At 63.8% G+C, this 25,367-nt stretch carries 19 protein-coding genes; 6 read left to right on the top strand and 13 right to left on the bottom strand.

All coding sequences use genetic code 11. The features are described from left to right. Nucleotides 1–72: 72 nt before the first annotated feature. The gene (locus WNB94_RS01005) at nt 73–729 is read right to left on the bottom strand and encodes an energy-coupling factor ABC transporter permease (RefSeq protein WP_341387774.1); all 657 of its coding nucleotides are present in this window, start codon (nt 727–729) and stop codon (nt 73–75) included. Nucleotides 730–785: 56 nt separating this feature from the next. Next, nucleotides 786–1,208 (bottom strand): preQ(1) synthase, encoded by a 423-nt coding sequence (gene queF, locus WNB94_RS01000; protein ID WP_341389900.1) that lies wholly within the window; start codon nt 1,206–1,208, stop codon nt 786–788. Nucleotides 1,209–1,478: 270 nt separating this feature from the next. On the opposite strand from queF, the gene smc reads away from it, so the two are divergent. The 3 genes from smc to ligA are packed head-to-tail and all read left to right on the top strand — an operon-like array spanning nt 1,479 to nt 8,151. Further along, the gene (gene smc, locus WNB94_RS00995) at nt 1,479–4,994 is read left to right on the top strand and encodes a chromosome segregation protein SMC (RefSeq protein WP_341387773.1); all 3,516 of its coding nucleotides are present in this window, start codon (nt 1,479–1,481) and stop codon (nt 4,992–4,994) included. 12 nt (nt 4,995–5,006) lie between these two features. After that, nucleotides 5,007–6,062: a cell division protein FtsZ gene (locus WNB94_RS00990; RefSeq protein ID WP_341387772.1), complete on the top strand. Its 1,056-nt coding sequence runs from the start codon at nt 5,007–5,009 to the stop codon at nt 6,060–6,062. A gap of 7 nt (nt 6,063–6,069) precedes the next feature. Next, complete coding sequence (gene ligA / locus WNB94_RS00985) at nt 6,070–8,151, top strand: NAD-dependent DNA ligase LigA (RefSeq protein ID WP_341387771.1); 2,082 nt, start codon at nt 6,070–6,072, stop codon at nt 8,149–8,151. Here ligA and WNB94_RS00980 read toward each other — a convergent pair. The 3 genes from WNB94_RS00980 to WNB94_RS00970 are packed head-to-tail and all read right to left on the bottom strand — an operon-like array spanning nt 8,137 to nt 9,939. Next, nucleotides 8,137–8,529, bottom strand: coding sequence for a DUF2237 family protein (locus tag WNB94_RS00980; RefSeq protein WP_341387770.1), 393 nt, complete (start codon nt 8,527–8,529; stop codon nt 8,137–8,139). The genes ligA and WNB94_RS00980 overlap by 15 nt on opposite strands. A 21-nt stretch (nt 8,530–8,550) precedes the next feature. Continuing rightward, nucleotides 8,551–9,465, bottom strand: a complete 915-nt coding sequence (locus tag WNB94_RS00975) for an SPFH domain-containing protein (protein ID WP_341387769.1) — start codon at nt 9,463–9,465, stop codon at nt 8,551–8,553. A gap of 36 nt (nt 9,466–9,501) precedes the next feature. After that, the gene (locus tag WNB94_RS00970) at nt 9,502–9,939 is read right to left on the bottom strand and encodes an NfeD family protein (RefSeq protein WP_341387768.1); all 438 of its coding nucleotides are present in this window, start codon (nt 9,937–9,939) and stop codon (nt 9,502–9,504) included. Nucleotides 9,940–10,114: 175 nt separating this feature from the next. Between WNB94_RS00970 and WNB94_RS00965 the strand changes: the two genes are divergently transcribed. After that, the gene (locus WNB94_RS00965) at nt 10,115–12,400 is read left to right on the top strand and encodes an Orn/Lys/Arg family decarboxylase (protein ID WP_341387767.1); all 2,286 of its coding nucleotides are present in this window, start codon (nt 10,115–10,117) and stop codon (nt 12,398–12,400) included. On the opposite strand, the gene WNB94_RS00960 is transcribed toward WNB94_RS00965, so the two are convergent. From WNB94_RS00960 to WNB94_RS00925, 8 genes are all read right to left on the bottom strand, one after another. Beyond that, nucleotides 12,381–13,004 carry a sensor histidine kinase gene (locus tag WNB94_RS00960; RefSeq protein WP_341387766.1) on the bottom strand — a complete coding sequence of 208 codons (624 nt, stop codon included), beginning with the start codon at nt 13,002–13,004 and terminating at the stop codon, nt 12,381–12,383. The genes WNB94_RS00965 and WNB94_RS00960 overlap by 20 nt on opposite strands. 1 nt (nt 13,005) lies before the next feature. Further along, complete coding sequence (locus WNB94_RS00955) at nt 13,006–14,646, bottom strand: tetratricopeptide repeat protein (RefSeq protein ID WP_341387765.1); 1,641 nt, start codon at nt 14,644–14,646, stop codon at nt 13,006–13,008. Between the two features lie 201 nt (nt 14,647–14,847). Continuing rightward, nucleotides 14,848–15,990: a molecular chaperone DnaJ gene (gene dnaJ / locus WNB94_RS00950; protein WP_341387764.1), complete on the bottom strand. Its 1,143-nt coding sequence runs from the start codon at nt 15,988–15,990 to the stop codon at nt 14,848–14,850. Nucleotides 15,991–16,090: 100 nt separating this feature from the next. Further along, nucleotides 16,091–18,037, bottom strand: coding sequence for a molecular chaperone DnaK (gene dnaK / locus WNB94_RS00945; protein WP_341387763.1), 1,947 nt, complete (start codon nt 18,035–18,037; stop codon nt 16,091–16,093). A gap of 110 nt (nt 18,038–18,147) precedes the next feature. Further along, complete coding sequence (grpE, locus tag WNB94_RS00940; protein ID WP_341387762.1) at nt 18,148–18,693, bottom strand: nucleotide exchange factor GrpE; 546 nt, start codon at nt 18,691–18,693, stop codon at nt 18,148–18,150. 92 nt (nt 18,694–18,785) lie between these two features. Next, nucleotides 18,786–19,232 (bottom strand): Hsp15 family ribosome-associated heat shock protein, encoded by a 447-nt coding sequence (locus tag WNB94_RS00935; RefSeq protein WP_341387761.1) that lies wholly within the window; start codon nt 19,230–19,232, stop codon nt 18,786–18,788. A gap of 12 nt (nt 19,233–19,244) precedes the next feature. Then, nucleotides 19,245–21,314, bottom strand: a complete 2,070-nt coding sequence (gene mnmC, locus WNB94_RS00930) for a bifunctional tRNA (5-methylaminomethyl-2-thiouridine)(34)-methyltransferase MnmC2/FAD-dependent 5-carboxymethylaminomethyl-2-thiouridine(34) oxidoreductase MnmC1 (protein WP_341387760.1) — start codon at nt 21,312–21,314, stop codon at nt 19,245–19,247. Continuing rightward, on the bottom strand, nt 21,311–22,093 hold the full coding sequence (locus WNB94_RS00925) for a 3-hydroxybutyrate dehydrogenase (RefSeq protein ID WP_341387758.1): 783 nt from the start codon (nt 22,091–22,093) through the stop codon (nt 21,311–21,313). Before WNB94_RS00925 ends, mnmC begins: the two co-directional genes overlap by 4 nt. Nucleotides 22,094–22,169: 76 nt before the next feature. Here WNB94_RS00925 and WNB94_RS00920 point away from each other — a divergent pair, with 76 nt between their 5' ends. After that, nucleotides 22,170–23,105: an alpha/beta fold hydrolase gene (locus tag WNB94_RS00920; protein WP_341387757.1), complete on the top strand. Its 936-nt coding sequence runs from the start codon at nt 22,170–22,172 to the stop codon at nt 23,103–23,105. Continuing rightward, nucleotides 23,102–25,357 carry a RelA/SpoT family protein gene (locus WNB94_RS00915; protein WP_341387756.1) on the top strand — a complete coding sequence of 752 codons (2,256 nt, stop codon included), beginning with the start codon at nt 23,102–23,104 and terminating at the stop codon, nt 25,355–25,357. The genes WNB94_RS00920 and WNB94_RS00915 overlap by 4 nt, the downstream gene beginning before the upstream one ends. Nucleotides 25,358–25,367 lie beyond the last annotated feature (10 nt).

The raw sequence follows: 25,367 nt of genomic DNA, 5'->3' as shown, positions 1-25,367 counted from the left end.
TGGGTCTGTATCGGCGCGCCAGCGCGTAACCTGAGCGTCAATGTCGCCCAGGCTTCCCATGATTGGAGGGGGTCAGTGGGGCGAGGGCCGCTCTGGCGGCGGGAGGTACCGCGCGTCCGAGTAGGTCAGGAGCCATTCAGGCTTGAACGCCACAAAAATGGACGTGAGCATGCCGGTGCTGATGGCCTCGCCCCAACCCAGCAGCCAGTGCCCAAGCAGCCACTCTTCCGTGGACAAGGTGTCAGGCTGGCGTCCCAGCCACCACGCCAGCACGCCCATGAGACTGACCGCCAGGGCTGTGCTGATGAAGCCCCGCCCCAGGATGTAGACAAACAGGTGGTGAGGCAGCCATCGGCGAATCATCAAACCCAGCCCCAGGCCCAGCGTGCCTGGCAGCAGTCCCATCCAGACGGTGTGGCTCACCCATGAAGTCCACGCTGGCAGGCTGCCGATGGCCACCGTGTCGGCCACCAGGGCGACCAGGGCCATCGTCCACATGGCCAGCGGCCATCCGAACATGAGCACGGCGAGGCAGGCACCCGACAGGTGCAGCCCAAACCCACTGGGCAAGAGGTGTTGCGTCCACCATGCCAGGGGCAGGATGGCCAGGGCGGCCAGCCACGGGCTTTGCAGGGGGCCGTGACGCAAGGGCAACCATGGCCGAAACAACAACGCCGTGCCCAAGATCCCGCCCATCACGATGGTCTCCAGCCAGTTCAGCAAGGTCATGACAGTGGCCAGAGATGGGCGGCAAGCCGACGGAACCGGTGTGTTGAGTCTGGGCGTCAGCCCAGCAAACCTGTTTCAGCCTGGTGTTGGGGCAGATCCACTTTCGGTGCCGGCTTCCAGCCCTTTTTGCGGTGCTCGACCACCACGTTGGTGTAGATGCCGCCACGCACATACCACTTGGCCGTGATGCGCAGGTACCGCGGCTGGATGGCCTTGACGATGTCGCTCAGGATGTCGTTGGTGACTTTTTCGTGGAAGGCACCCTCGTTGCGGTAGCTCCACATGTACATCTTGAGGCTCTTGAGCTCGACGCAGAGCTTGTCGGCGATGCAGTCGATGGTGAAGTGCGCGAAGTCAGGCTGCTTGGTCAGCGGACAAAAGCAGGTGAACTCGGGCACCTGGAACTGGATCACGTAGTCGCGCTCGGGCGCGGGGTTGGGGAACACATCCAGGTGACGCGAAGGCACCGAGGGCGCCACCACGGGTTTGGCGCGCTCGCCCACCACCAGCGCGGCCGGCGCTGCGTTCTTCTTGGTGGCCTTGGAGACCTTGGGGGCCATCGGCTTGGCGGTCGGGTTTTTGGTGGGGGCGATCTTGGCCATGGTCAAACAGGTGAAACAGCAGGCAACACCCTGGGCGCGCGGGCTTCGGGCAAAACCTCAATGCTATCATCGTCAGGCTCAAGTTGCTTGGGCATGATCACACTTTGCCTTGAATAATCAACAACTTAGCGCGATTCTCGCCCCAGCATGCGCCTGACGTCGATCAAGCTCTCCGGCTTCAAGTCGTTTGCCGAGCACACGCATTTCCAGCTGCCGGGGCAGTTGGTGGGTGTGGTGGGCCCCAATGGTTGCGGCAAGTCCAACATCATGGATGCCGTACGCTGGGTGCTCGGTGAATCCAAGGCGTCCGAGCTGCGTGGCGAATCCATGCAGGACGTGATCTTCAATGGCTCGACCAACCGCAAGCCGGCCAGCCGCTCCAGTGTGGAACTGGTCTTCTCCAATGAAGAGGGCCGCGCAGGTGGGCAGTGGAACCAGTTCAGCGAGATCGCCGTCAAGCGCGTGCTGACCCGTGACGGTACCTCCAGCTACTTCATCAACAACCAGCCGGTACGCCGCCGCGATGTGCAGGACGTCTTCCTGGGCACCGGCCTGGGCCCGCGCGCCTACGCCATCATCGGTCAGGGCACCATCAGCCGCATCATCGAATCCAAGCCGGAAGAGTTGCGCCTGTTTCTGGAAGAGGCGGCCGGTGTGTCCAAGTACAAAGAGCGTCGCCGCGAGACAGAGAACCGCCTGAAGGACACCCGCGAGAACCTGACCCGGGTGGAAGACATCCTTCGCGAGCTGAACAACAACCTCGAACGCCTGGAAAAGCAGGCCGAGGTGGCCGCCCGATATCACGCCCTGCAAGAGCAGGGCACCACCAAGCTGCACCAGCTGTGGTTCTTGAAGCACCGTGATGCCTCGTCCGAGGCCACCCGTGTGAAGCAGGCTGTGCTGGAGGCCACCAACGCGCTGGAAGCCCGCATGGCCGAGCTGCGTTCGGTCGAGGCCCAGTTGGAGCAGGTGCGTCAGGATCATTACGCGGCCAGCGACGCCCTGCACGCTGCTCAGGGCGAGCTGGCCCAGGCCGCTCTGGAGGTGAGCCGCCTGGAAGAGCGCATCCGTTATGTGGTGGAAGGACGCCAGCGGGTGGCCCAGCGTCTGGATGAGCTACGGCAGCAAAACGCCCAATGGGCCGACCGTCGCCAACAGGCCGAAGACGAGCTGGAGGCCCTGGCCGAGAAAATGGCCGCAGCCGAAGAGCAGGCCGAGGTTTTGGCCGCCCAGGCTGAAGAGCTGGCAGGCAACATTCCACAGCTGGAAGACGCGGTGCGCGCAGCCACCCAGCGCGCCAACGAACAACGAGTGTCGGTGACGCAGGTGCAGCAGCAAATTCAGCTGCTGGCCGCCGAATCGCGCAATGTGGATGAGCAGTCTCGCCAGCTGACGCTGCGCCGTGAGCGCCTGCACACCGAGCTGCAGGGGCTGGCCGCGCCGGATGATCTGCGCCTGGCAGACCTGAAAGGCCAGCTGGCTGTTCATGAAGAAGAGCACGGGCTGCGCGAAGCCCAGCTGGGTGAATTGAGCGAGACCGTGCCTACCCTGGACGAGGCGCGGCAATCGGCCCAGGCCGAGGCCACGTCACAGCAGGCCCGTCACCATGAATTGAGTGCCCGCCTGGAGGCCTTGCGCGCCTTGCAAGACAAGGTGCAAACCGAAGGCAAGCTCAAGCCCTGGCTGGCCAAGCACGGGCTGGATGGCCTGCAGGGTTTGTGGCAGCGCGTGCACATCGAGCCTGGCTGGGAAAACGCACTCGAATCGGCCCTGCGCGAACGCCTGGCGGCGCTGGAGGTGGGCCGCATGGAAACCGTACGCGCGTTCGAGCACGACGCGCCCCCGGCCAAGCTGGCGTTCTACAGCCTGCCGTCCAGCGCGGTGGCCCACGGCCACACCACCTTGCCGAGGCTGTCGGATCTGCTACGGCTGACCGATGCCGGGCTCAAGGCGTTGATGAGCGACTGGCTGGAGGGCGTCTACACCGCTGCCCACCTGGAAGAGGCTTTGTCGCACCGCCAGAAGCTCACCCATGGCGAGGTCATCATCACCCCGGCGGGGCATTGCGTCAGCCAGTTCGCAGTGAGTTTCTACGCGCCCGATTCAGAACAGGCCGGCATGCTGGCCCGCGCCCAAGAGATCGAGAACCTGGACAAAGAGGTGAGGGCACAGGCCCTGATCGCCGACCAGGCCCGGTCGGCCGTGGTGCGCGCCGAGGCGGCGTACACCGATGCCGCCCAACGCCTGGCCCATGCCCGTCGCGAGGCGAGCGAGTCCCAGCAGCGCGTGCACCAGTTGCAAGTCGAGGTGCTGCGCCTGACCCAGCAGGCCGAACAAACCCAGGGACGCCGTGGCCAGATCCAGGGTGAGATGGCTGAGCTGGATGCGCTGCTGGACGAACTGCAGGAGCGCCGCGCCACGGGTGAGGCCCGCTTTGAAGAGCTGGACATCAGCCTGGGCGAAACGCAAGAGCGCCACGCCCAGCTGGAGGAAACCGTGATCGAAGCCGAGCGCCGCTTGCAACAGGCCCGCGAACAGGCTCGCACGCTGGAACGCCAGGCTCAGGAAGCCCAGTTCAGCGCCCGCAGCCTGGTGGCTCGCCGAGGCGAGCTGCAGCGTGGCATTGAAACCGCCGCGCAACAAATCCAGACCAACCAGGCCTCGATCGAGCAGCTTCAGACCGAGCAGGCGCAGCTGGACGATGCCTCAGCCCAGACCGGGCTGGACGAGGCCTTGGCCCAGCGTCTGGCCAAAGAGCAGGCCTTGTCGCTCACGCGTCAGCGGTATGACGAGTTGGCTGCCCAGTTGCGCCAGGCCGACGAGCAGCGCATGGCCTTTGAGCGCAGCCTGCAGCCCCTGCGTGACGACATCACACGCCTGCAACTGGAAGAGCAAGCCGCCTCGCTGGGCGGTGCGCAGTACATGGAACAGCTCACGGCCGCTGAAGTCGACCTGGCCGTGCTGGCCGAGACGATCGAGCGTGATGGCGTGAAGCTCTATGGGCTGCAAACCGAGATTGACCGCATTCAGCGAGACATCGCAGGCCTGGGGGCGGTCAACCTGGCCGCGCTGGAAGAACTCACCTCTGCCCGCGAGCGCAAGGGCTTCCTCGATGCCCAGATGGCCGACCTGATGGACGCCATCAACACGCTCGAAGACGCCATCCACAAGATCGACCTGGAAACCCGCGATCTGCTGGGGGCCACCTTCAACACCGTCAACGAACATTTCGGGCGCATGTTCCCCAGCCTGTTTGGCGGGGGCAGTGCCAAGCTGGTCATGACGGGCGACGAAATCCTGGATGCCGGCGTGCAGGTCATGGCCCACCCGCCCGGCAAGAAGAACAGCACCATCCATTTGTTGTCGGGTGGCGAGAAGGCCTTGACGGCCATCGCCCTCGTGTTCGCCATCTTCCAGCTCAATCCGGCACCGTTTTGCCTGCTGGACGAGGTGGACGCGCCCCTGGACGACGCCAACACCGAACGCTACGCCCGCCTGGTGCGCAGCATGTCCGCCAACACGCAGTTCCTCTTCATCTCGCACAACAAGATCGCCATGGAGATGGCCGATCAACTGGTGGGCGTGACCATGCAGGAGCAGGGTGTGTCACGCATCGTGGCCGTGGACATGGAAGCCGCGCTGGGCATGGCGCACGCCGCCTGAGGACATTCGCGCATGCAAGACTCTTTGACCCTTTACCTGGCCGTGCTGGGGGCTGTTGTGTTGTTGGCGGTGCTCTTGCACGGCTGGTGGCAGTCTCGGCGAGTCTCTGTTCGCCAGCCGCGCTGGGCGCCGCAAGAGCCCACAGACTCCACGGTCAGCACCGATGCGCTGAGTGGCGAACACACCTCGATGGTGGACGCAGCGGTGTCGCCGACCCTGCCTGGGGCCCCGCCGGTGCGCAAAGGCATGGCCCGGCTGGACCCCCTGGTCGATGCGATCGCCACCATCACCCTGGAGGCGCCCGTCAGCGGGGATCATGTGCTGCTGCACATGCCGACCACACGCCGCGCCGGCAGCAAACCCATGCTCATCGAGGGACAGCGAACCGATGGTGGCGAATGGGAGCCGCCACAGCCCGGCGTCACGTACCGCGAACTGCAGGCCGGTGTCTTGATGGCCAACCGCACCGGTGGGCTCAATGAAATCGAGTACTCCGAGTTCGTGCAAAAAGTTCAGGCCATGTCTGATGCCATGAGCGCGGCGGTGGAGTTTCCGGACATGCTCGACATCGTGGCCCGGGCCAAGGAGCTGGACGCCTTCGCTGGCGCCCATGATGCGCAACTGGCCCTGCGCCTGCAAGCCAGGGGCAGCGCATGGTCGGTCGGCTACGTGCAACAGCAGGCCGCACGGCATGGATTTGTGGCAGGGGCCCTGCCGGGGCGCCTGGTGCTGCCCGGTAGCGAGGACGGTGCTCCGCCCGTGCTGTCCCTGCAGTACGACCCACAGGTGGCGTTCTCCGACGACCCCGAAGACGCCACCCTGCGCGAACTGGTGCTGGCCTTTGATGTGCCACAGACTCCTCAGGAGCAACAACCGTTCAATGCCTGGTGCGCCGCCGGCGAAGCCCTGGCGCTGGTGCTGGACGCCAGCATGACCGATGACCAAGGGCAGCCATTCACTCCCGCTGCGTTCGCCTCGATCGCGGGCGAACTGGAGCGGCTCTACCAGGCCCTCGCGGCGCGAGACCTGGCCGCGGGCAGTCTGTCGGCCCGTCGCCTGTTCAGCTGAGCGTGTCATGAGCACCGATACCCCGCCAGGGCAGACCGATCTGTTCGGCGACGTGGGCGCTGAACTTCAGCATCTGCGCGCGCTGTTGCACGAGCACGCCCACCGCTACTATGTGCTGGACGCACCGATCATCCCGGACGCCGAGTACGACAGGCTCTTTCAGCGACTTCAGGCCCTTGAGGCGGAACATCCCGCCTTGCTGAGCCCGGATTCACCCACCCAGCGGGTGCTGGGCAAGGTGCTGGATGGATTCGTTGCCGTGCGGCACGCGCTGCCCATGCTGTCCATACGAACCGAAACCAACACGGAGTCGGGCGGGGCCGAGGCTTTTGACGCCAGGGTTCGGCGTGAGCTGGGCCTGGACGAGCGGGATCCACCCGTTGATTACGCTGCCGAGTTGAAGTTTGACGGATTGGCGATCAACCTTCGTTACGTTGACGGTGTGCTCACGCAGGCCGCCACGCGTGGGGATGGTGAGGTCGGTGAAGACGTCACGCAGAACATTCGAACCATCGGTCAGATTCCCTTGCGCTTGCGCGCCGAGGTGCCAGCCCGCGTGCTGGAGGTGCGCGGTGAGGTTTACATGCGGCGTGATGACTTCGAGGCGCTCAACGAGCGCCAACGTCAGCGGGGCGACAAAACTTTCGTGAACCCACGCAACGCGGCGGCCGGTGCAGTGCGACAACATGATCCGGCGATCGCGGCGCAGCGTCCCTTGAAGTTTTTTGCGTACGGCCTGGGTGAGGTGCAAGGCTGGCTGCCGCCAGACAGCCACGCCGGCGTGCTGGACGCCTTGCAGGGCCTGGGCCTGCCCGTGTGCGAGCACCGCACTGTGGCCCGCGGGGCAGCCGAGTTGGTGGCGTTTCACCAGGCCATGGGTGCGCTGCGAGACCGCCTTCCGTTTGACATCGACGGCGTGGTCTACAAGGTCAACCGCCGTGACTTGCAACAGCAGCTTGGCTTCGTCACCCGCGAACCGCGTTGGGCGGTGGCCCACAAGTACCCGGCGCAAGAGCAACTGACGCAGGTCGAAGGGATCGACGTTCAGGTGGGGCGCACCGGCAAGCTCACGCCGGTGGCCCGACTCAAGCCCGTGTTTGTGGGTGGCGTCACCGTCACCAACGCCACCTTGCACAACCTCTTCGAGCTGCGTCGCAAGCGTGTGCGGGTGGGCGACACGGTCATCGTGCGTCGGGCCGGAGACGTCATCCCCGAGGTGGTGGGGGTCGTGCCGGGTGAGCGCCCCGTGTACGTGCCCAACTTCCGCATGCCCTTGCACTGCCCCATTTGTGGCAGCACGGTGCTGCGTGAGCCCGGCGAGGTCGATCACCGCTGTATTGGAGGCTTGTTTTGCGCCGCTCAGCGCAAACAGGCGTTGCTGCATTTTGCGCAGCGCCGCGCCATGGACATTGAAGGCCTGGGCGAAAAGCTGGTAGACCAACTGGTGGATGGCGGCTTGGTCAAAACCCTGCCCGAGCTGTACAAGCTGGGCGTGGCCCGCCTGGCCGCCCTGGAGCGCATGGCCGACAAGAGCGCCATGAACGTGGTGGCCGCGCTGGACAAGAGCAAGCAAACCACCTTGCCACGTTTTTTGTTCGGGCTGGGCATTCGCCATGTGGGCGAGGCCACGGCCAAAGACCTGGCCCGACACTTTGGCCAGATGGACCGGATCATGGACGCCACCGAGGCGCAGCTGCTGGAGGTTCGCGACGTGGGGCCCGTGGTGGCGCACAGCATCCGCACCTTTTTTGACCAGCCCCACAATCGCGAAGTGGTCGAGCAATTGCGGGCTGCAGGCGTGCACTGGCCTGAAACTGAACCCCAGGCCCAGCCAGATGCCACTGCCTTGCCATTGCACGGCAAGACCCTGGTGCTCACTGGCACCCTGCCCAGTCTGTCTCGCGACGACGCCAAAGCACTCATCGAAGCAGCTGGCGGCAAGGTGGCGGGCTCGGTGTCCAAGAAAACCAGCTATGTGGTGGCCGGCAGCGAGGCCGGCAGCAAATTGGACAAGGCCCAGGAGCTGGGCATTCCCGTGCTGGACGAGGCCGGTCTTCAGGCCTTGTTGGCGAACTCAGCGCCCGCTTGAGTCCGTCAGGGCAAACGACTGCAGCAGCTCGATGGGGATGAGCTCCAGCGCCGCCTCGTGGGTGGCTTCCAGCACCACTGGCGGTGCCACGCCAGCCCGATAGGCTTCCAGCCAGCGCTCGGCGCACAAGCACCAGCGGTCTCCGGGCTTCAGTCCCACAAAACGCCATTCCGGGCGGGGGGTGATCAGGTCATTGCCCCGGCTCAGAGAAAAGCTCAGGAAGTCCGGGGTCATGCGCGCGCACACCACATGGCGCCCCGAATCATCCTGTCGGGTACGGCAGCACCCATCGCGGAAGTAGCCGGTCAACGGCGAATACGAGCAGGCCCGAAGCGGTCCGCCCAGCACATTGCGCCCTGGTGTCAGCTCGATGGACATGGTGTTTGCCGCTCGCCCTGTTCAGCTTTTCGGTGCGGATTTCTGCATCAGCGTCATGGCCGTGCCAATCAGCCCAGACAGGTCGCTCATGTTGCTGGGCACGATGAGGGTGTTGTTTTTCTGGGCCAGTTGCGCAAAGGCGTCCACCGCGCGCTCGGCCACCTTCAGGTTCACAGCCTCCTGCCCGCCTGGCGACTGGATGGCGGCGGCCACCTTGCGCAGCGCTTCAGCGGTGGCCTCGGCCAAGGCGGTGATGGCCGCAGCCTCGCCCTCTGCCTTGTTGATCTCGGCCTGTTTCTCACCCTCGGAGCGGGCAATGAAGGCTTCCCGTTCGCCAGTGGCGATGTTGATCTGCTCCTGGCGTCGGCCCTCAGAGGCCGCGATCAGGGCGCGTTTTTCACGCTCTGCCGTGATTTGCGCCTGCATGGAGCGCAGGATCTCTGCCGGTGGTGTCAGGTCCTTGATTTCGTAGCGCAGCACCTTCACGCCCCAGTTCAAGGCGGCTTCGTCCAGCGCGTTCACCACCGACGCATTGATCAGGTCGCGCTCTTCGAAGGTCTTGTCCAGCTCCATGCGGCCAATGACGCTGCGCAGCGTGGTTTGGGCCAGCTGGGTGATGGCCATGATGTAGTCCGACGAGCCATAACTGGCCCGCATCGGGTCCGTCACCTGAAAATACAGGATGCCATCGACCTGCAGCTGAGTGTTGTCCTTCGTGATGCAGATCTGACTGGGCACGTCCAGCGGGATCTCCTTGAGCGAGTGCTTGTAGGCCAGCCGGTCCACAAAGGGCACGATGATGTTCAGCCCCGGCTTCAGGGTGGCGTGGTACTTGCCCAGGCGCTCCACCACCCAGGCGTTCTGCTGCGGCACCACCTTCAGTGATTTGACGATGAACAAGACGGCGATGACCAGCAGTACGACGGCGATTTCCATGGGGTGACTCTCTCTGTTGATGTGTTGGGCGTGGCTTCAGGGGGTGGTCACGGGGGTCAGCACCAGGTGATTGGACGCCACGGCCACGATGCGATGCGGCCCGGTGGCCTCAGAGGTGCCTGGCGCCCGATGGGCCAGCCATTCACTGCCTCGGTAGTGCACACGGGTCTGGCCATCGGGTTGCCAGGCTTGCACCATGACCACCGCGCCCACGTCCAGCTGATTGGGGTCGGCCGGCGCATCAGATTCAGGCGCCTGAACGGCGCCAGCCCGGCGCCGGTGCCACCACCACACGGCGCCACCGCCCACCAGGGCCGACACCGCCAACTGAACCGCCAAGGGGGCGCCCAGCCACGCCGTTGCCGCGCCAGCCGCAGCACCCAGGGCCAGCATCAGCAGGTAAAACGAACCCGTGACCAGCTCAAGCGCCACCAGGGCACCCGCCAATATCCACCAGACCATGGTTTCAGACATGGTGCGACCGCGTGTTTGAACTCATGGATGCAGTGTAGGACATCGTTTTGCTCCCATGTGACCGTGCGGATTCGGAGAACTCTCGTACCGATGGCATCCTGTCAACAAAATCGGGCGTCAAAAACCCTACACTTCGCGCTTCTGCGCGTCGCGCACTGAGATTGAAAGTCTGGCCATGCTGCGTTTCCATTTTCCCGTCGTCATCATTGACGAGGATTTCCGCTCCGAGAACACCTCGGGTCTGGGCATCCGTGCCCTGGCCGACGCCATCCAGAAGGAAGGCTTTGAGGTGCTGGGCGTCACCAGTTACGGCGACCTGTCGCAGTTTGCGCAGCAGCAAAGCCGGGCCAGCGCCTTCATCTTGTCCATCGACGACGAAGAGTTTGGCGCCGGCTCGAAAGACGAGGTCGATTCCGCGCTCAAGGCCTTGCGCGCGTTCGTCAGCGAAATTCGCTTCAAGAACGCCAACATCCCCATCTACCTGTACGGTGAGACGCGCACCTCCGAGCACATCCCGAACGACATCCTGCGCGAACTGCACGGCTTCATCCACATGTTCGAAGACACGCCGGAGTTTGTGGCGCGCCACATCATCCGCGAGGCCAAGAGCTACCTGGATGGCCTGGCGCCCCCGTTCTTCAAGGCGCTGATGGACTACGCGCAAGATGGCTCGTACTCGTGGCACTGCCCGGGGCACTCGGGTGGCGTGGCGTTTTTGAAGAGCCCCGTGGGCCAGATGTTCCACCAGTTCTATGGTGAGAACATGCTGCGCGCCGACGTGTGCAACGCCGTGGAAGAGCTGGGCCAGTTGCTGGACCACACCGGCCCCGTGCATGAATCAGAGAAGAACGCCGCGCGCATCTTCAATGCGGACCACTGCTTCTTTGTCACCAATGGCACGTCCACGTCCAACAAGATGGTCTGGCACCACACCGTGGCGCCGGGCGACATCGTGGTGGTCGATCGCAACTGCCACAAGTCCATCCTGCACAGCATCATCATGACGGGGGCCATCCCCGTGTTCCTGACGCCCACGCGCAACCACTACGGCATCATCGGGCCCATTCCCAAGAGCGAGTTCGAGCCCGCCACGATCCGCAAGAAGATCGCCGCCAACCCCTTGCTCAAAGGGGTGGACCCGAAGAAGGCCAAGCCTCGCATCCTGACACTGACGCAGAGCACCTACGACGGCGTGCTCTACAACACCGAAACCATCAAGGCCACCCTGGACGGCTGGATCGACAACCTGCACTTTGACGAAGCCTGGCTGCCGCATGCCGCTTTTCACAAGTTCTACGGCACCTACCACGCCATGGGCAAGGGGCGCGCACGTCCAAAGAAGGCCGTGGTGTACTCCACGCAGTCCATCCACAAGCTGCTGGCGGGCATTTCGCAGGCCTCTCACGTGCTGGTGCAGGACTCGCAGAACGTCAAGCTGGACCGCCACCTCTTCAACGAGGCCTACCTGATGCACACCTCCACGTCGCCGCAGTACGCCATCATTGCGTCGTGCGACGTGGCGGCGGCCATGATGGAGCCCCCGGGCGGCACGGCCCTGGTGGAAGAAAGCATCAAGGAAGCGCTGGAGTTTCGCCGCGCCATGCGCAAGGTGGCCAAAGAGTACGGCAAGGACTGGTGGTTCAAGGTGTGGGGGCCTGACAAGCTGGTGGCCGAAGACATCGGCAAGCCCGATGACTGGGTGCTCAAGGCCAACGAGAAGTGGCACGGCTTTGGCAACCTGGCCGATGGCTTCAACATGCTCGACCCCATCAAGTCGACCATCATCACGCCGGGGCTGGACGTGTCGGGCAAGTTCGCCAAATCGGGCATTCCTGCGAGCATCGTCACCAAGTACCTGGCCGAGCACGGCGTGGTGGTCGAAAAGACGGGCCTGTACAGCTTCTTCATCATGTTCACCATCGGCATCACCAAGGGCCGCTGGAACACCATGCTGGCGGCGCTGCAGCAGTTCAAGGACGACTATGACAAGAACCAGCCGCTGTGGCGCGTGTTGCCCGACTTCTGCAAAAAGCACCCGCGCTACGAGCGCATGGGCTTGCGTGACCTGTGCCAGAGCGTCCACGAGGCCTACGCAGAGGGCGACATCGCCCGCCTGACCACCGAAGTCTATCTGTCGGGCCTGGAGCCGGCGATGAAGCCATCGGATGCCTACGCCTGCATCGCCCGCCGCGAAACCGAACGGGTGGACGTGGAGGCTTTGGAGGGGCGCATCACCACCTCGCTGTTAACGCCATACCCGCCAGGTATTCCTCTGTTGATCCCGGGCGAGCGGTTCAACAAGAAGATCGTGGAATTCTTGAAGTTCACAAAGCAGTTCAACGCCCGCTTCCCGGGCTTTGCCACCGATGTGCACGGCCTCGTGGGCGAAGAGCAGCCTGACGGCTCTACACGCTACTACGTGGACTGCGTCAAGGCCGAGGTCACGGCAGGCTCAGTGTGAACGTGGCGCCCTGAGTGGGGCCAGACTGCAGGTCCGTGTGGCCGACGCGATCGCCCAGTCGGTGAGCCTGGGCCACCGCTTGGGCCAGGGCCGTGCCCAGGCCGGTGGCATGGCTGTGACCGGGGTCGGCAGCGCCCAGGCCCTCGCCATCGTCGCTGATGGTCCACACCAGCCAGCCGTCGCGTTCGATCACGCGCACTTGCACCAGACCGCGCGCAAAACGCGTGGCGTTGTGAATGGCGGCGTCCAGTGCCAGTTGCACCAGTCGGCGATCGAAGTACCAGAAATCCGGGGCATCGTCGCTGTCGACCATCTCGACGCGCACGGCGTGGTGATCGGCCTGCATCTTGAGTTGCCAGGTGCGGGCCATGGACAGCAGAAAGTCTTTCGGTGACTCGTCTTCGCACAGGGCTTTCAACCCGCCATGTTCCGCCCCGTAGAGCGTCAGGAACTGGATGAACTGTCTGCGCAACTCGCTGCAATGCAGGTGTGCGCGCTCGGCCAGCACCGGGCTGGGTTCGTCGATGAGGTGAGCAAGCTCCGACTCCAGTCCGCCCAGGGCGTTTTTCAGGTCGTGGGCAATCAGGGCCAGGGCGTCGCTCATGTCAGTCCTGAAGGCTGGTGGCTTCCAGCAGGCCGAGGGTCTCGCGGAAATAACGGCGCATGGTGTTGACCCGGTCGTGTCCGGGCAGCAGCTTCTCCAGCCGTGTCAGGTAGGTGCGAATGCGCTCGATGCGCGTGGCGTCCAGATCCTTCTTCAGGCGCAAGGCCATGCAGTTGATCTGGGCGGCCTGCAGCAGCACCCCGGTGTTTTCTGGGTACTCGCGAACGGCGGCCTCGATCATGGCCACGGCATCGTCGATCTTGCTGTCGCGCAAGAGCTTGCGCGCGTCGCTGACCTTGCTTTGCAGGCCCGCGGCGGCAGACTCGATCACTGATTCGATCTTGTCTTCATGGCCCGTGTCGCGCAGTGCCTTGCTGATCATCTGCTTGATGCGCCGGTTCTCATGGTCGGCGCTGATGGCACTTTCCAGCAACTTGAATCCTGCATCTTCATTGCCGGTCATGATTTCGGCCTTGGCCAGGGCCACGGTGGCGAAATCAGCCTTGCCTTTGCGCATGGTTTCACGCGCCCGTGCCACCGTTTTCAGGGCTTGCTCTGTGGCGCCGGTGCCCACTTCAGCCTGGGCTTGCACGGCCAGGGCCACGTTGTCAAAGCCAGGGTTGCTGCGGAAGGCCGTCTGTCCTTCCTGCAAGACCTTGAGGGCGTCTGACGGGGTGCCCATGTCCACCAGGGTTTGAGCCAGCAGCAGGGTGTCCTGGGGCTGCGCCATGACAGAGCCCTTGCTGGATTTGGTGGCCTTGCCCAGGGCATCCTTGGCGGTGTCCAGGTCGCCGTTGCGGTAGGCGCTTTCGCCCAGCAAGCGCTGGCGCCGGGCGGACGGGACCACCTGTGCGGCATCCCGTAACACCCACATGGCGCCCTCGGGGTCGCCCAGGGCCTCCAGTGATTCGGCAATCACATCGTAGGCAGCCACGTTTTTGTCGCCGTCACGAGATTCGATGATGTCGCGCGCCAGCATCTGGGCTTCCTGGAACTGCCCAGCAGCCTTGTGCGCGCGCGCCAGGCCCAGTCGCGCCCAGGTCAGGTCGCTGCGCACGTCCAGCGCGGCACGGTAGATGGCCTTGGCTTCTTCATGTCGACCCAGTTTGAGCAACACACTGCCTTTGGTCTGCATGGCGCTCATGGTCCAGCGGTTCTTCTGGGCCAGCACCGCATCACATTCAGCGAGCGCGCCCACCAGGTCGTCTTTGCTCAGCTTGGTGTGGATGGCCAGCAAGGCATCCCGCTTGTCCAGCATCACTTTCAGACGCTCTTCGATGTCGGTGGCCGTGATGGGTTTGAGCAGGTAGGCGTCGGGATGCTGCTCGGTGGCCGCCGCCACCGAGGCGTAGGTGCTCTCTGCGGTGATCATGAAGAACAGCGTGTCCGGTGGCAGCAGCTGATTGTCCCGGGCGTATTCGAACAACTGCTGCCCGTCGGTCTTGGCATTCAGGTTGTAGTCGCACAGCACGAGGTTGTATTTTTTGCCGCGCAAGTTGCGCAGGGCATCCTCCGGTGTGCTCACCATCTCCACCTTGGAGATGCCCAGCAGGTTCAGGTGACCGCGCAGCGTGCTTTGCTGCGTGGCCATGTCATCGATGATCAATGCGCTGAGGTTGGAATACGGGGTCACGGTGGCCATGGCGTCTCTCAGGCGTGGTCAGAGAAGTGAGGTGTACATCCGGTCGTACTGCGTGTCATCAGCCTTATCGGTTGTGCGTGCCCACGACTTGAACCTGGGCCGTACCGATGATGCGTCAGCCTTTTCAGATTTCATGCAAAGAAAAAGGCGCTCGAAAGCGCCTTTTCATGTTGCAACGCCCTGATCGGGCGCCGTTCAGCGTCATTTGAAGATGTTCTTGACGCGATCTGTCCAGCTCTTGGTGTTGGGCGAATGCTTTTCCCCCCCTTTGCGGAAGGATTCGTCCAGCTCCTTGAGCAGCTTGCGCTGGTGCTCGGTGAGCTTGACGGGCGTCTCGACCACGATGTGGCAGTACAGATCACCCGGGTAGCTGGAGCGCAGGCCCTTGATGCCTTTGCCGCGCAGACGGAAGGTCTTGCCGTGTTGCGTGCCTTCGGGGATGTCGATCTCGGCCTTGCCGCCCAGGGTGGGCACCTCGATGCTGCCGCCCAGGGCCGCGGTGGTCAAGGGCACGGGCACCTGGCAGTGCAGGTCGTCGCCATCACGCTCGAAGATGTCGTGCGGCTTGATGCGAATCTCGATGTAGAGGTCGCCAGGGGGGCCGCCATTGGTGCCCGGCTCGCCGTTGCCGGCCGAGCGGATGCGCATGCCTTCGTTGATGCCCGCCGGGATCTTGACTTCCAGGGTTTTGGTTTTCTTGACGCGGCCCTGGCCATGGCAGGTGGTGCAGGGCTCGGGGATGATCTTGCCCGTGCCGTGGCAATGCGGACAGCTTTGCTGCACGCTGAAGAAGCCCTGGCGCATGTGCACCGTGCCCGAGCCGTTGCAGGTGGGGCAGGTCTTGGGCTGGGTGCCCGGCTTGGCGCCAGAGCCGTGGCAGGCGCCGCATTCTTCCCACGAGGGGATGCGGATTTGTGTGTCCTTGCCCGCAGCCGCCTCTTCCAGGCTGATCTCCATGGCGTAAGACAGGTCGCTGCCACGGTAGACCTGCGGGCCGCCGCCACCGCGGCGGGGCCCACCGCCCTGGCCAAACAGGTCGCCAAAGATGTCGCCAAAAGCGTCAGCGAAGCCGCCAAAGCCTTCAGGCCCGGCGCCTCGGCCACCCATGTTCGGGTCCACGCCCGCGTGCCCGAACTGATCGTAGGCCTGGCGTTTCTTGGGGTCAGAGAGCATCTCGTAGGCCTCTTTGACCTCTTTGAATTTCTCTTCGGCCTCCTTGGCCTTGTCACCCTGGTTGCGGTCCGGGTGGTACTTCATGGCCAGCTTGCGGTAGGCCTTTTTGATGTCGTCGTCCGAGGCGCCTTTGGCGACCCCGAGCACGTCGTAGAAATCTCGTTTTGCCATGATGGTGTCCAGATCCGACAAAGGCACAGGGCATGAGCGTGGTGCTCACACGGCCTGTGCCCGGTCGGCGAAGGGGCGCAAAGCCCCGAACAGTTCCCGATCAGTCCTTCTTGACTTCCTTGAACTCGGCGTCGACCACATTGTCGTCGGCGGGCTGGCCCTGTGCGCCGGCATCGGTGCCGGCACCGGCAGCCCCTGCAGCACCGGCTGCGCCTTGGGCGGCCTGCATGTCGGCGTACATCTTCTCGCCCAGCTTCTGGCTGGCCGTCATCAGGGCGTTGGTCTTGGCCTCGATGTCGTCCTTGTCCTCACCCTTGAGCGACTCTTCCAGGTCCTTGATGGCGGCCTCGATGGCCTCCTTCTCGGCACCTTCGAGCTTGTCGCCGTATTCGGTCAACGACTTGCGCACGCTGTGCACCAGGCCATCGCCCTGGTTCTTGGCTTGCACCAGCTCCAGCTTCTTCTTGTCTTCGGCGGCATTCAGCTCGGCGTCCTTCACCATCTTCTGGATCTCGTCTTCCGACAGACCCGAGTTGGCCTTGATGGTGATCTTGTTTTCCTTGCCGGTGCCCTTGTCCTTGGCGCTCACGTGCAGGATGCCGTTGGCGTCGATGTCGAAACCGACTTCGATCTGGGGCACGCCACGCGGGGCGGGCGGGATGCCTTCGAGGTTGAACTCACCCAGCATCTTGTTGCCAGCGGCCATCTCGCGCTCGCCCTGGAAAACCTTGATGGTCACGGCCGGCTGGTTGTCGTCAGCGGTCGAGAAGGTCTGTGCGAACTTGGTCGGGATGGTCGTGTTCTTGGCGATCATCTTGGTCATGACACCGCCCATGGTTTCGATGCCCAGCGACAGCGGGGTCACGTCCAGCAGCAGCACGTCGGTGCGGTCGCCCGACAGCACCTGACCTTGCACGGCGGCGCCCACGGCCACGGCTTCGTCAGGGTTCACGTCCTTGCGGGGATCCTTGCCGAAGAACTCCTTGACCTTTTCCTGCACCTTGGGCATGCGGGTCATGCCACCCACCAGGATTACGTCATCGATGTCACCCACGCTCACGCCGGCATCCTTGATGGCGGTGCGGCAGGGCGCGATGGTGCGCTCGATCAGGTCTTCAACCAGGCTTTCCAGCTTGGCGCGGGTCAGCTTGATGTTCAGGTGCTTCGGGCCAGAGGCGTCGGCGGTGATGTACGGCAGGTTGACGTCGGTCTGCGAGCTGTTCGAGAGTTCGATCTTGGCCTTTTCAGCGGCTTCTTTCAGGCGCTGCAGGGCCAGCACGTCCTTGGTCAGGTCAACGCCTTGTTCTTTCTTGAACTCGGCGATGATGTAGTCGATGATGCGCTGGTCGAAGTCTTCGCCACCCAGGAAGGTGTCGCCGTTGGTCGACAGCACTTCGAACTGCTTTTCGCCGTCCACGTCGGCAATTTCGATGATGGAGACGTCGAAGGTGCCGCCACCCAGGTCATACACGGCGATCTTGCGGTCGCCCTTGCCGGTCTTGTCCAGGCCAAACGCCAGGGCCGCCGCCGTGGGTTCGTTGATGATGCGCTTGACCTCCAGGCCAGCGATGCGGCCGGCGTCCTTGGTGGCCTGGCGCTGCGCGTCATTGAAGTAGGCGGGCACCGTGATGACGGCCTCGGTGACTTCTTCACCCAGGTAGTCTTCGGCCGTTTTCTTCATCTTGCGCAGCACTTCGGCCGACACTTGAGGCGGCGCGTATTTCTTGCCACGCACTTCCACCCAGGCGTCGCCGTTGTCGGCCGCGGCGATGGTGAAGGGCATCAGGTCGATGTCCTTTTGAACTTCCTTTTCGCTGAACTTGCGGCCAATCAGGCGCTTGACGGCGTACAAGGTGTTGCGAGGGTTGGTGACGGCCTGACGCTTGGCGGACGCACCCACCAGCACTTCGCCATCTTCCTGATACGCAATGATGGACGGCGTGGTGCGTGCACCTTCACTGTTTTCGATGACCTTGGTGGTGTTGCCCTCCATGATGGCCACGCACGAGTTGGTGGTGCCGAGGTCGATACCGATGATCTTGCCCATGTTGATGTGCTCCTAGGGAATTGGTGGTGCAGGTCAGGCCTGCGCTGAATGCTTGTTGTTCGATATCTGGCCAGCGGCGAGGATTTCAAGACTCGGCTGGCGCGATTTGTTCATTTGGGCGCTGCAACGGTGACCAGGGCAGGGCGCAACACGCGCTCGGCGATGGTGTAGCCCTTTTGCAGCACGCCCACCACGGTGTTGGCTTCCTGTTCGGCGGGCACCATGCTGATGGCCTGATGCAGGTTCGGATCGAACTTGTCACCCGCGGCGGGATTGACCTCCAGCACCTTGTTGCGCTCGAGCGCAGCGGCCAGTTGACGCAAGGTGGCGTGCACGCCCTCCAGCACGGTTTCGACCGGGGTGTCGGGCTTGGCAGCGTGTGACGAAATGGCGGCTTCCAGGCTGTCTCGCACGGGAAGCAGGCTCTCTGCAAACGACTCCACAGCGAACTTGCGGGCCTTGCTGACTTCTTCTTCTGCGCGGCGACGGATGTTTTCAGCCTCGGCCTTGGCGCGCAGGTAGGCATCTGACACGTCTGCATGCTTGGCTTGCAGTTCAGCCAACTGTTGCTCGACGGTCAGATCGGCGTTCGCGGACTCAGGGGCCTCGGGCGTGCCGGCACCCTGGGGTTCAAGGGCAGGGGAGGTGTCGCTCATCGTGTGTGGTTTGTGAATTTTTGAAAACCCTGCTGATGTCAGGGCGCTCTGGTTCAATTCAAGGGGTGGTCGCGCGTTAATTTGTAACAAAATCAATCCAGGCTGGCCGACCACCGTTGCCATTCAGTGAGTGAGCGCCTGTCCCTTTTGGTGGGGCGCCCCTGGGTGATGGCTTGCGCTGGTTCGGCGCCCAGGCGCCTGGCTTCCTGTTGTGCCAGGCGTTGGGCGACGCTGTCCGCCGTTTCGCTGTACAGCCTTTGCGCCTGGGCTGCAGGACCTCGGACGGTGCTCAAGGCCTCTACCACCACCACCCGCGTGATGGGGCCTTGCTTGAGTGCGACCTTGTCGCCGCAGCGCAGTTCTCGCGAAGGTTTGGCGGTTTGGCCATTGACCTGGATGCGGCCCTTGTCCGCCTCGTCGGCCGCCAGGCTTCTGGTTTTGTAGAACCTGGCTGCCCACAGCCATTTGTCCAGGCGCAAACGATCGGTCAGCCCAGGCAAGGTGGCTTCGGTGTCGTGAGGCGGTTGGGGTCTGGCCATGGTCAAGCGGGGTCACGCAGTGGAAGCGTCAGAAGGGAGGTGGCTGGCAGGCGATGCGTGCAACCTGAATTGTCGGGCCACAAAGCGCGCGGGGTCGAGTGCATCCCGCAACGACACCTCGACAGGGCAAGGCGTTGCGCTCATCCAGTGGACCAGCAACTCCGCCGCCATCACAGACCACGTGATACCACGCGAGCCCAGGCCAGACAGCGCGTAAAGGCCCCCGGCGGCGTCGCGTTGTCGGGGAATGAGCCTGGGTTGATCCAGCCTGAGCCGCTGGCCCGCGCGGTGCAGACGCTCTACAGACCAGGGCAAGGCGCCCACGATCGGCAGCCGGTCCGGGGTGGTGGCGCGCCAGCCCACGCGGCCGGTCAATGGCGGCACATCTGCAGGTAACACACCCAGTTGCTGCGCGACTCGAACGTTGTGGTCGTGGTCTTGCGCCCTGGCATTCGGGTCGTCGTCATGGTGCTGTGTGGTGGCGCCAAACAGCAAGCTCTCCTCGTCCAGCGACAGCGCGTAGCCGCCGCCCGCCACCGGCAGCCTGGGAAGGCGGGCGCCGGGCACCTTGGCCACCCAGCTCACTTGGCCGCGAACCCTGGACATCGGCAACGGCGCGCATGCCAGCTCCTCAGGCAGCCCTTGCAGCAGGGCCGACACGCCATGGGCACAGGCCAACACCACATGGGGTGCCTCATGGATGAGCTCACCTTGTGGGCCCAAAGCCTGCCAAAGACCGGCCGCCGACCGACGGAGGCTGGCCACCACCTGCCCGCCAGAAAAAGCAAGACCCCCACCTCGCAGGGCCGTTTGACGGGCCTGGTTCAGCAGCCAGTCACATAGGCCGGCAGGGTGCACCCATCCGGCCTGATGGAACAACCAGCCACCGCTGGGCACGGGCACGTTCAGGACGGCCGCGACCTCATCTTGCGTCAGCCATTGAACGTGGTCTTGCGGCATGCCAACTCGCTGCAGCAAGGCCTGCGCCTCTTCGACGTTGGTCTTGGCGTCCAGCCTCACCAGGCCGTCCACCGATCCACGCACACCAGCGTTCACCGCCTGTCGGATCACACGCCATGCCGACAGCGCAGCGGCGCGATGGGCTCGGGCGTGGATGCCGTCATCGGCATGCAGCACGCTGTGAAACAGGCCGCCTGGGTTGCCCGATGTCTCGCTGCCAGGGGCAGGCTGGCGGTCCAGCACATGCACCGTCCAGCCTTCGCGGCACAAGGCCCAGGCCGCAGAGCAGCCTGCCAGGCCCGCACCTATCACCAAGGCACGTCGGTGCGTCGGCGTGGGTGGCGGACCCAAGCCGCCCGGAGGCGGTGGCGGCACATACCGAGGGGCATGGTGGGCCCGAATCATCTCGCGTTTGCCTGTGACCACGGGGGCCCTTGACACCTCAAACCCTGCTTGCGCCAGCCCGTCTCTGACCACTCGCGCGCACGACCACGTGGCGGCGGTAGAGGAGGGTGCGGCCAGCCGCTGCAGTCGCGCCAATCGCTGAGGCTCCCACATGTCAGGGTTCTTCGCCGGTGCAAAGCCATCCAGATAAAACGCATCGACCGACGCCATCAGCTCTGGCAGCAGCGTGGCCACGTCGCCCAGTCCCAACATCAGGCTGACGGATTGGCCCTCGGGCGCATCGAAACGCAAAGAATGCCAGCCTGGGGTCAACGTCGGCCAAGCGGCGGCAAGCTGAGCACCGAGCTGGCGTCGGCGCTCGCTGTCGGCGTCGACAGCGTCGATGTGATGAACCCTGGACAGGTCGTCGCGGGTCAGCGGGTGTTTTTCGACAGAGATGAAAATGAGGTGATCGCAGCGCTCTGGATCGTCCAGCCAGGCAGACCATGTGGCCAGGAAGTTGTTGCCCAGACCAAAACCGGTCTCGAAGATGACGAACCGGTCGCGACCTTGCCAGCGCTGTGGCAGGCCGTTGCCCTCCATGAACACATGCTGCGCCTGTGCCCAGGCACCGGCCACCGGATGGTAAATGTCGTCGTACCGTGCAGAGTACGGCACCCCAGGCGCCTGGCCCGTCGGGCTCTCGCCCAGGGTCGCAGGCACCAGGGCGTTGCTCATTGGGCCAGCCAGCCGCCGTCCACGTTCCAGGCCACGCCACGCACGTTGTCCGCGGCAGGCGAGCACATGAACACGGCCAGATCGCCCAGTTGCTCTGGCGTCACGAACTGCAGCGACGGTTGCTTTTCACCCAGCAGTCCTTTTTGGGCGTCATCGACCGTGATGCCTTCTTTGTCTGCTCGGGCCTCAATCTGCTTTTGGACCAGTGGCGTGAGCACCCAGCCCGGGCAGATGGCATTGACCGTGACGCCCGTGGTGGCGGTCTCCAGCGCCACGGCCTTGGTCAGGCCAACCAGGCCATGTTTGGCCGCCACATAGGCTGACTTGCCGGCCGAGGCCACCAGCCCGTGAGCGGACGCCAGGTTGATGATTCGCCCCCAGTTGCGGGCGCGCATGCCGGGCAGTGCCAGTCGCGTGGTGTGGAACGCCGAGCTCAGATTGATGGCCAGCACGGCATCCCATTTTTCGACAGGAAACTCTTCCACCGGCGCCACAAACTGAATCCCGGCGTTGTTGACCAAAATGTCCACGCCCCCAAACGCCTGCTGTGCATAAGCAAACAGGTCTTCGATGGCCGAAGGCTGGCTCATGTCGGCTCCGTGAAAGCCGACGCGAACCCCATGGGCGCGACCGGCCTCGACCACGGAGGCCTTGGGCGCCTCGGCATCGCCGAATCCGTTCAGAATGACGTCAGCGCCCTGCGCGGCCAGCCGTTGGGCAATGCCCAGCCCGATGCCGCTGGTGGATCCGGTGACGAGTGCGGTTTTTCCTTTCAACATCCAGGGCCTCCAGTTCGCGTTACACAAGACAATTCGGTTGCATTCATTATCCACAGTCCATTGCATGAATCAGGCCATGACCTTCAACCACGAACCCGCCGCTCAGCCTCAACTTCGCCACGTCGAATGCCCTGGCGCTTCGAAGTCCAACGACCAGACGCACCGGATGGCGTATTGGTCGTGGGGCGACGAATCCGACCCACGCGTGCTGATCTGCGTGCATGGTCTGAGCCGACAGGGGCGTGACTTCGATGCGCTGGCACGGATGATGTCGCCTCATTACCACGTGGTCTGCCCCGATGTGGCAGGGCGTGGCGAGTCGGACTGGCTGGCCAATCCCCAGAACTATCAGATTTTCTCTTACGTCAGCGACATGGTCACCTTGATGCAGCACCTTCGTGCCGCCCGAGGCGCCACCGAGCCCTTGTCGATCGATTGGGTCGGTACCTCCATGGGGGGGCTCATCGGCTTGGGCTTTTCCAGCCTGCCGGCTGAAGTCTCCGGGGCTCGTTTGCGCCGGTTTGTGCTCAATGACGTCGGCCCGCGCCTGCGTCATGAGGCCCTGGTGCGCATCGGCGATTACCTTGGGCAGCCCATGCGTTTCAAGGATGAACAAGAGGCAGCAGCGTACCTGCGCAGCATCTCGCCTGGGTTTGGCCCCCACACGGACGAGGTCTGGATGGCCTTGTCCCGTCCGTTGCTGCGTGCGGCGCCCGATGGGGAGGGGCTGGTGTTGCACTACGACCCGGCCATCGCCGAGCCTTTCAAAACCATGAGTGCGGAAAGTGCAGCCAGCGGTGAAGCCATGCTCTGGCAGGTTTATGACGCCCTGACGTGCGACGTCTTGCTGCTTCGCGGCAAAGACTCTGATTTGCTGGACGAAGACACGGCGCGAATGATGACCGAACGTGGCCCCCGCGCCCGCTTGGTGCAGTTCGAGGGGGTGGGCCATGCCCCCACCCTGGTGTCCAGCGATCAACTCAACGTGGTCAGCGAGTTCTTGCGTGCATGAAGACGGGATCCCTGCAGCCCGACAGCCGGCCAGCGAACACCTCAGCGATTGTTGAGTTGACGGCGCACGGCCAGGACACGCTGAGTGGGGTGCCCCTGCTGGCGCGCGCTCGCACGTTTGCCGAGCCCTTGCTCACCGGCCAACGATTTGACACCGGTGAAGACGGTCTGGCCCATGCCGACGGCGTCAGTGTCATCTTGCAGGGCATTGGGGCCTCGCCGTCTTTGAGGGCGGCCGCTTATCTGGTGTATGCCAGTGAGTACCTGAGCCAGCCTGAAGAGGTCATTGGACGCGCTTTTGGTGCCGAACTGGCGGGGCTGGTCACTCACACGCGTGCGCTGGTGCAGGTGCAGCGCAATGCCCGCGATGCCTGGGCAGACGATGTGGACGGACCATGGCCGGCCGAGCAGGTCGAGCGCATTCGCAAGATGCTGCTGGCTTTCTCCAGAGACCTTCGGGTGGTGTTGATGCGCCTGGCGTCCCGCTTGCAGACGCTGCGCTACTTCGCTCATGAAGGACGAGCATGTCCGCGGGCACTGGCACGCGAGTCGATGCAGGTGTTTGCGCCCTTGGCCAACCGCCTGGGCATCTGGCAGATCAAATGGGAGCTGGAAGACCTGTCGTTTCGCTTCCTGATGCCCGATGTCTATCGCCAGATTGCGCGCTCGCTGGATGAAAAGCGGCTAGAGCGCGAGCAGCACATCGAACACATCCGCCAGACCCTGTCGCGTGCGCTCAATGACGCGGGGGTGGGTGCGCTGGTACAAGGGCGTCCCAAGCACCTCTACAGCATCTGGAAGAAGATGCAGGGCAAGGGCCTGTCGATCGACCGGGTGTTCGACATCCGGGCCCTGCGTGTGATCGTGGCCGATGTTCCGGCCTGTTACGCCGCCCTCAGCCGTGTGCATGAACTGTGGTCGCCACTGCCAGACGAGTTTTCCGACTACATCGCCCGTCCCAAACCCAACGGCTACCAATCACTGCACACCGTGGTGCGTGACGAACAAGGCCGCAGCATCGAGATCCAGATTCGCACGCAGGCCATGCACGAGCACGCCGAAAGCGGCGTGGCAGCGCACTGGGCGTACAAAGAGGCCGGCGCCAAAGGGTACGCCGGTGTGCAGGCCAGCGGCGATTTCGAAGCCCGCGTCGCCGAAGCTCGCAAAACCGTGTTGCGCCAGCTGTTGGCCTGGGAGCGCGACCTGGCGGCATCCGATGCCGATGCGCCCGGCGACACCTCCGGGCTCTTTGATGACCGCATTTATGTGTTCACGCCGGGGGGCGAGATCATCGACCTGCCCAGGGACGCCACGCCCGTGGATTTTGCCTACACCCTGCACACCAGCCTGGGGCACCGTTGTCGTGGTGCGAAGGTGGACGGTGCGATGGTGCCACTCAACACCCCTCTCAAGAGCGGGCAGACGATCGAGATCGTGTCGCTCAAGGAGGGGGGGCCTTCTCTGGACTGGCTCAATCCCGAGCTGGGCTATTTGCGCAGTACACGAGCGCGCTCGAAGGTGCGTGCATGGTTCAACGCCCTGGCGCAGCAGGCCACCATCGCCAGAGGGCGTGAGGCGGTGGAAAAGCTCTTGCAGCGCGAGGGCCGAACCTCGGTCAAGCTCGAAGAGTTGGCCACCCAGCTGGGTTTTCGCAGTGCCGATGCGCTGTTCGATGTCGTTGGCAAGGACGAGTACTCTTTGCGACACATCGAGCAATGGCTGAATCCCAGCCCACAAGAGCTCGATCCCGACACGCTCATTGCCCAGCGACTGGCTCGCAGCGCCGAGCAGACCCCGGGTGGCGCGGGCAAGGGCGTCCTCGTGGTCGGCATGGATTCATTGCTGACCCAGTTGGCGCGCTGCTGCAAGCCTGCCCCCCCAGATGCGATTGGTGGTTATGTCACCAGGGGCAAAGGGGTGGCGGTTCATCGGCAAGACTGCCCCAACTTCAGGCAGATGGCCTCTCGCGATCCGGAGCGGATCATCCCGGTCACCTGGGGGAGCCAAGCCGCCGGTGAGGCCCGCTACGCAGTGGACCTGGTGGTGGAAGGGCAAGACCGCTCAGGCCTGCTGAGGGATGTCTGTGATGTGTTGGCCCAAGGCAAGACCCACGTTCACGCCATGCACAGCCAAACCGTGCGCGACAAGGTTCACATCACCCTGACGGTGCACACAGGCGACACCACACGCCTGAGCCAACTGCTCAACAAGGTGTCGCAAATCAGCGGCGTCTTGCGTGCGCGCAGAAAATGATGCTATAGTC

The organism is Aquabacterium sp. A3 (assembly GCF_038069945.1).
Taxonomy (GTDB): domain Bacteria; phylum Pseudomonadota; class Gammaproteobacteria; order Burkholderiales; family Burkholderiaceae_C; genus Aquabacterium.
Note: the sequence above shows the minus strand (reverse complement) of the source record. Positions and strands in the feature narration are given on the sequence as shown.

Excerpts from the sequence above, each read along its gene's own strand:
- WNB94_RS00915 (WP_341387756.1), top strand. The coding sequence starts at position 23,102 with ATGAAGACGGGATCCCTGCAGCCCGACAGCCGGCCAGCGAACACCTCA.
- WNB94_RS00965 (WP_341387767.1), top strand. The coding sequence starts at position 10,115 with ATGCTGCGTTTCCATTTTCCCGTCGTCATCATTGACGAGGATTTCCGC.
- WNB94_RS00975 (WP_341387769.1), bottom strand. The coding sequence starts at position 9,465 with ATGGAAATCGCCGTCGTACTGCTGGTCATCGCCGTCTTGTTCATCGTC.
- smc (WP_341387773.1), top strand. The coding sequence starts at position 1,479 with ATGCGCCTGACGTCGATCAAGCTCTCCGGCTTCAAGTCGTTTGCCGAG.
- WNB94_RS00925 (WP_341387758.1), bottom strand. The coding sequence starts at position 22,093 with ATGTTGAAAGGAAAAACCGCACTCGTCACCGGATCCACCAGCGGCATC.
- WNB94_RS00935 (WP_341387761.1), bottom strand. The coding sequence starts at position 19,232 with ATGGCCAGACCCCAACCGCCTCACGACACCGAAGCCACCTTGCCTGGG.
- dnaJ (WP_341387764.1), bottom strand. The coding sequence starts at position 15,990 with ATGGCAAAACGAGATTTCTACGACGTGCTCGGGGTCGCCAAAGGCGCC.
- WNB94_RS00970 (WP_341387768.1), bottom strand. The coding sequence starts at position 9,939 with ATGTCTGAAACCATGGTCTGGTGGATATTGGCGGGTGCCCTGGTGGCG.
- dnaK (WP_341387763.1), bottom strand. The coding sequence starts at position 18,037 with ATGGGCAAGATCATCGGTATCGACCTCGGCACCACCAACTCGTGCGTG.
- WNB94_RS01005 (WP_341387774.1), bottom strand. The coding sequence starts at position 729 with ATGACCTTGCTGAACTGGCTGGAGACCATCGTGATGGGCGGGATCTTG.
- grpE (WP_341387762.1), bottom strand. The coding sequence starts at position 18,693 with ATGAGCGACACCTCCCCTGCCCTTGAACCCCAGGGTGCCGGCACGCCC.
- WNB94_RS00955 (WP_341387765.1), bottom strand. The coding sequence starts at position 14,646 with ATGGCCACCGTGACCCCGTATTCCAACCTCAGCGCATTGATCATCGAT.
- WNB94_RS00980 (WP_341387770.1), bottom strand. The coding sequence starts at position 8,529 with ATGTCCATCGAGCTGACACCAGGGCGCAATGTGCTGGGCGGACCGCTT.
- mnmC (WP_341387760.1), bottom strand. The coding sequence starts at position 21,314 with ATGAGCAACGCCCTGGTGCCTGCGACCCTGGGCGAGAGCCCGACGGGC.
- ligA (WP_341387771.1), top strand. The coding sequence starts at position 6,070 with ATGAGCACCGATACCCCGCCAGGGCAGACCGATCTGTTCGGCGACGTG.
- WNB94_RS00920 (WP_341387757.1), top strand. The coding sequence starts at position 22,170 with ATGACCTTCAACCACGAACCCGCCGCTCAGCCTCAACTTCGCCACGTC.
- WNB94_RS00960 (WP_341387766.1), bottom strand. The coding sequence starts at position 13,004 with ATGAGCGACGCCCTGGCCCTGATTGCCCACGACCTGAAAAACGCCCTG.
- WNB94_RS00990 (WP_341387772.1), top strand. The coding sequence starts at position 5,007 with ATGCAAGACTCTTTGACCCTTTACCTGGCCGTGCTGGGGGCTGTTGTG.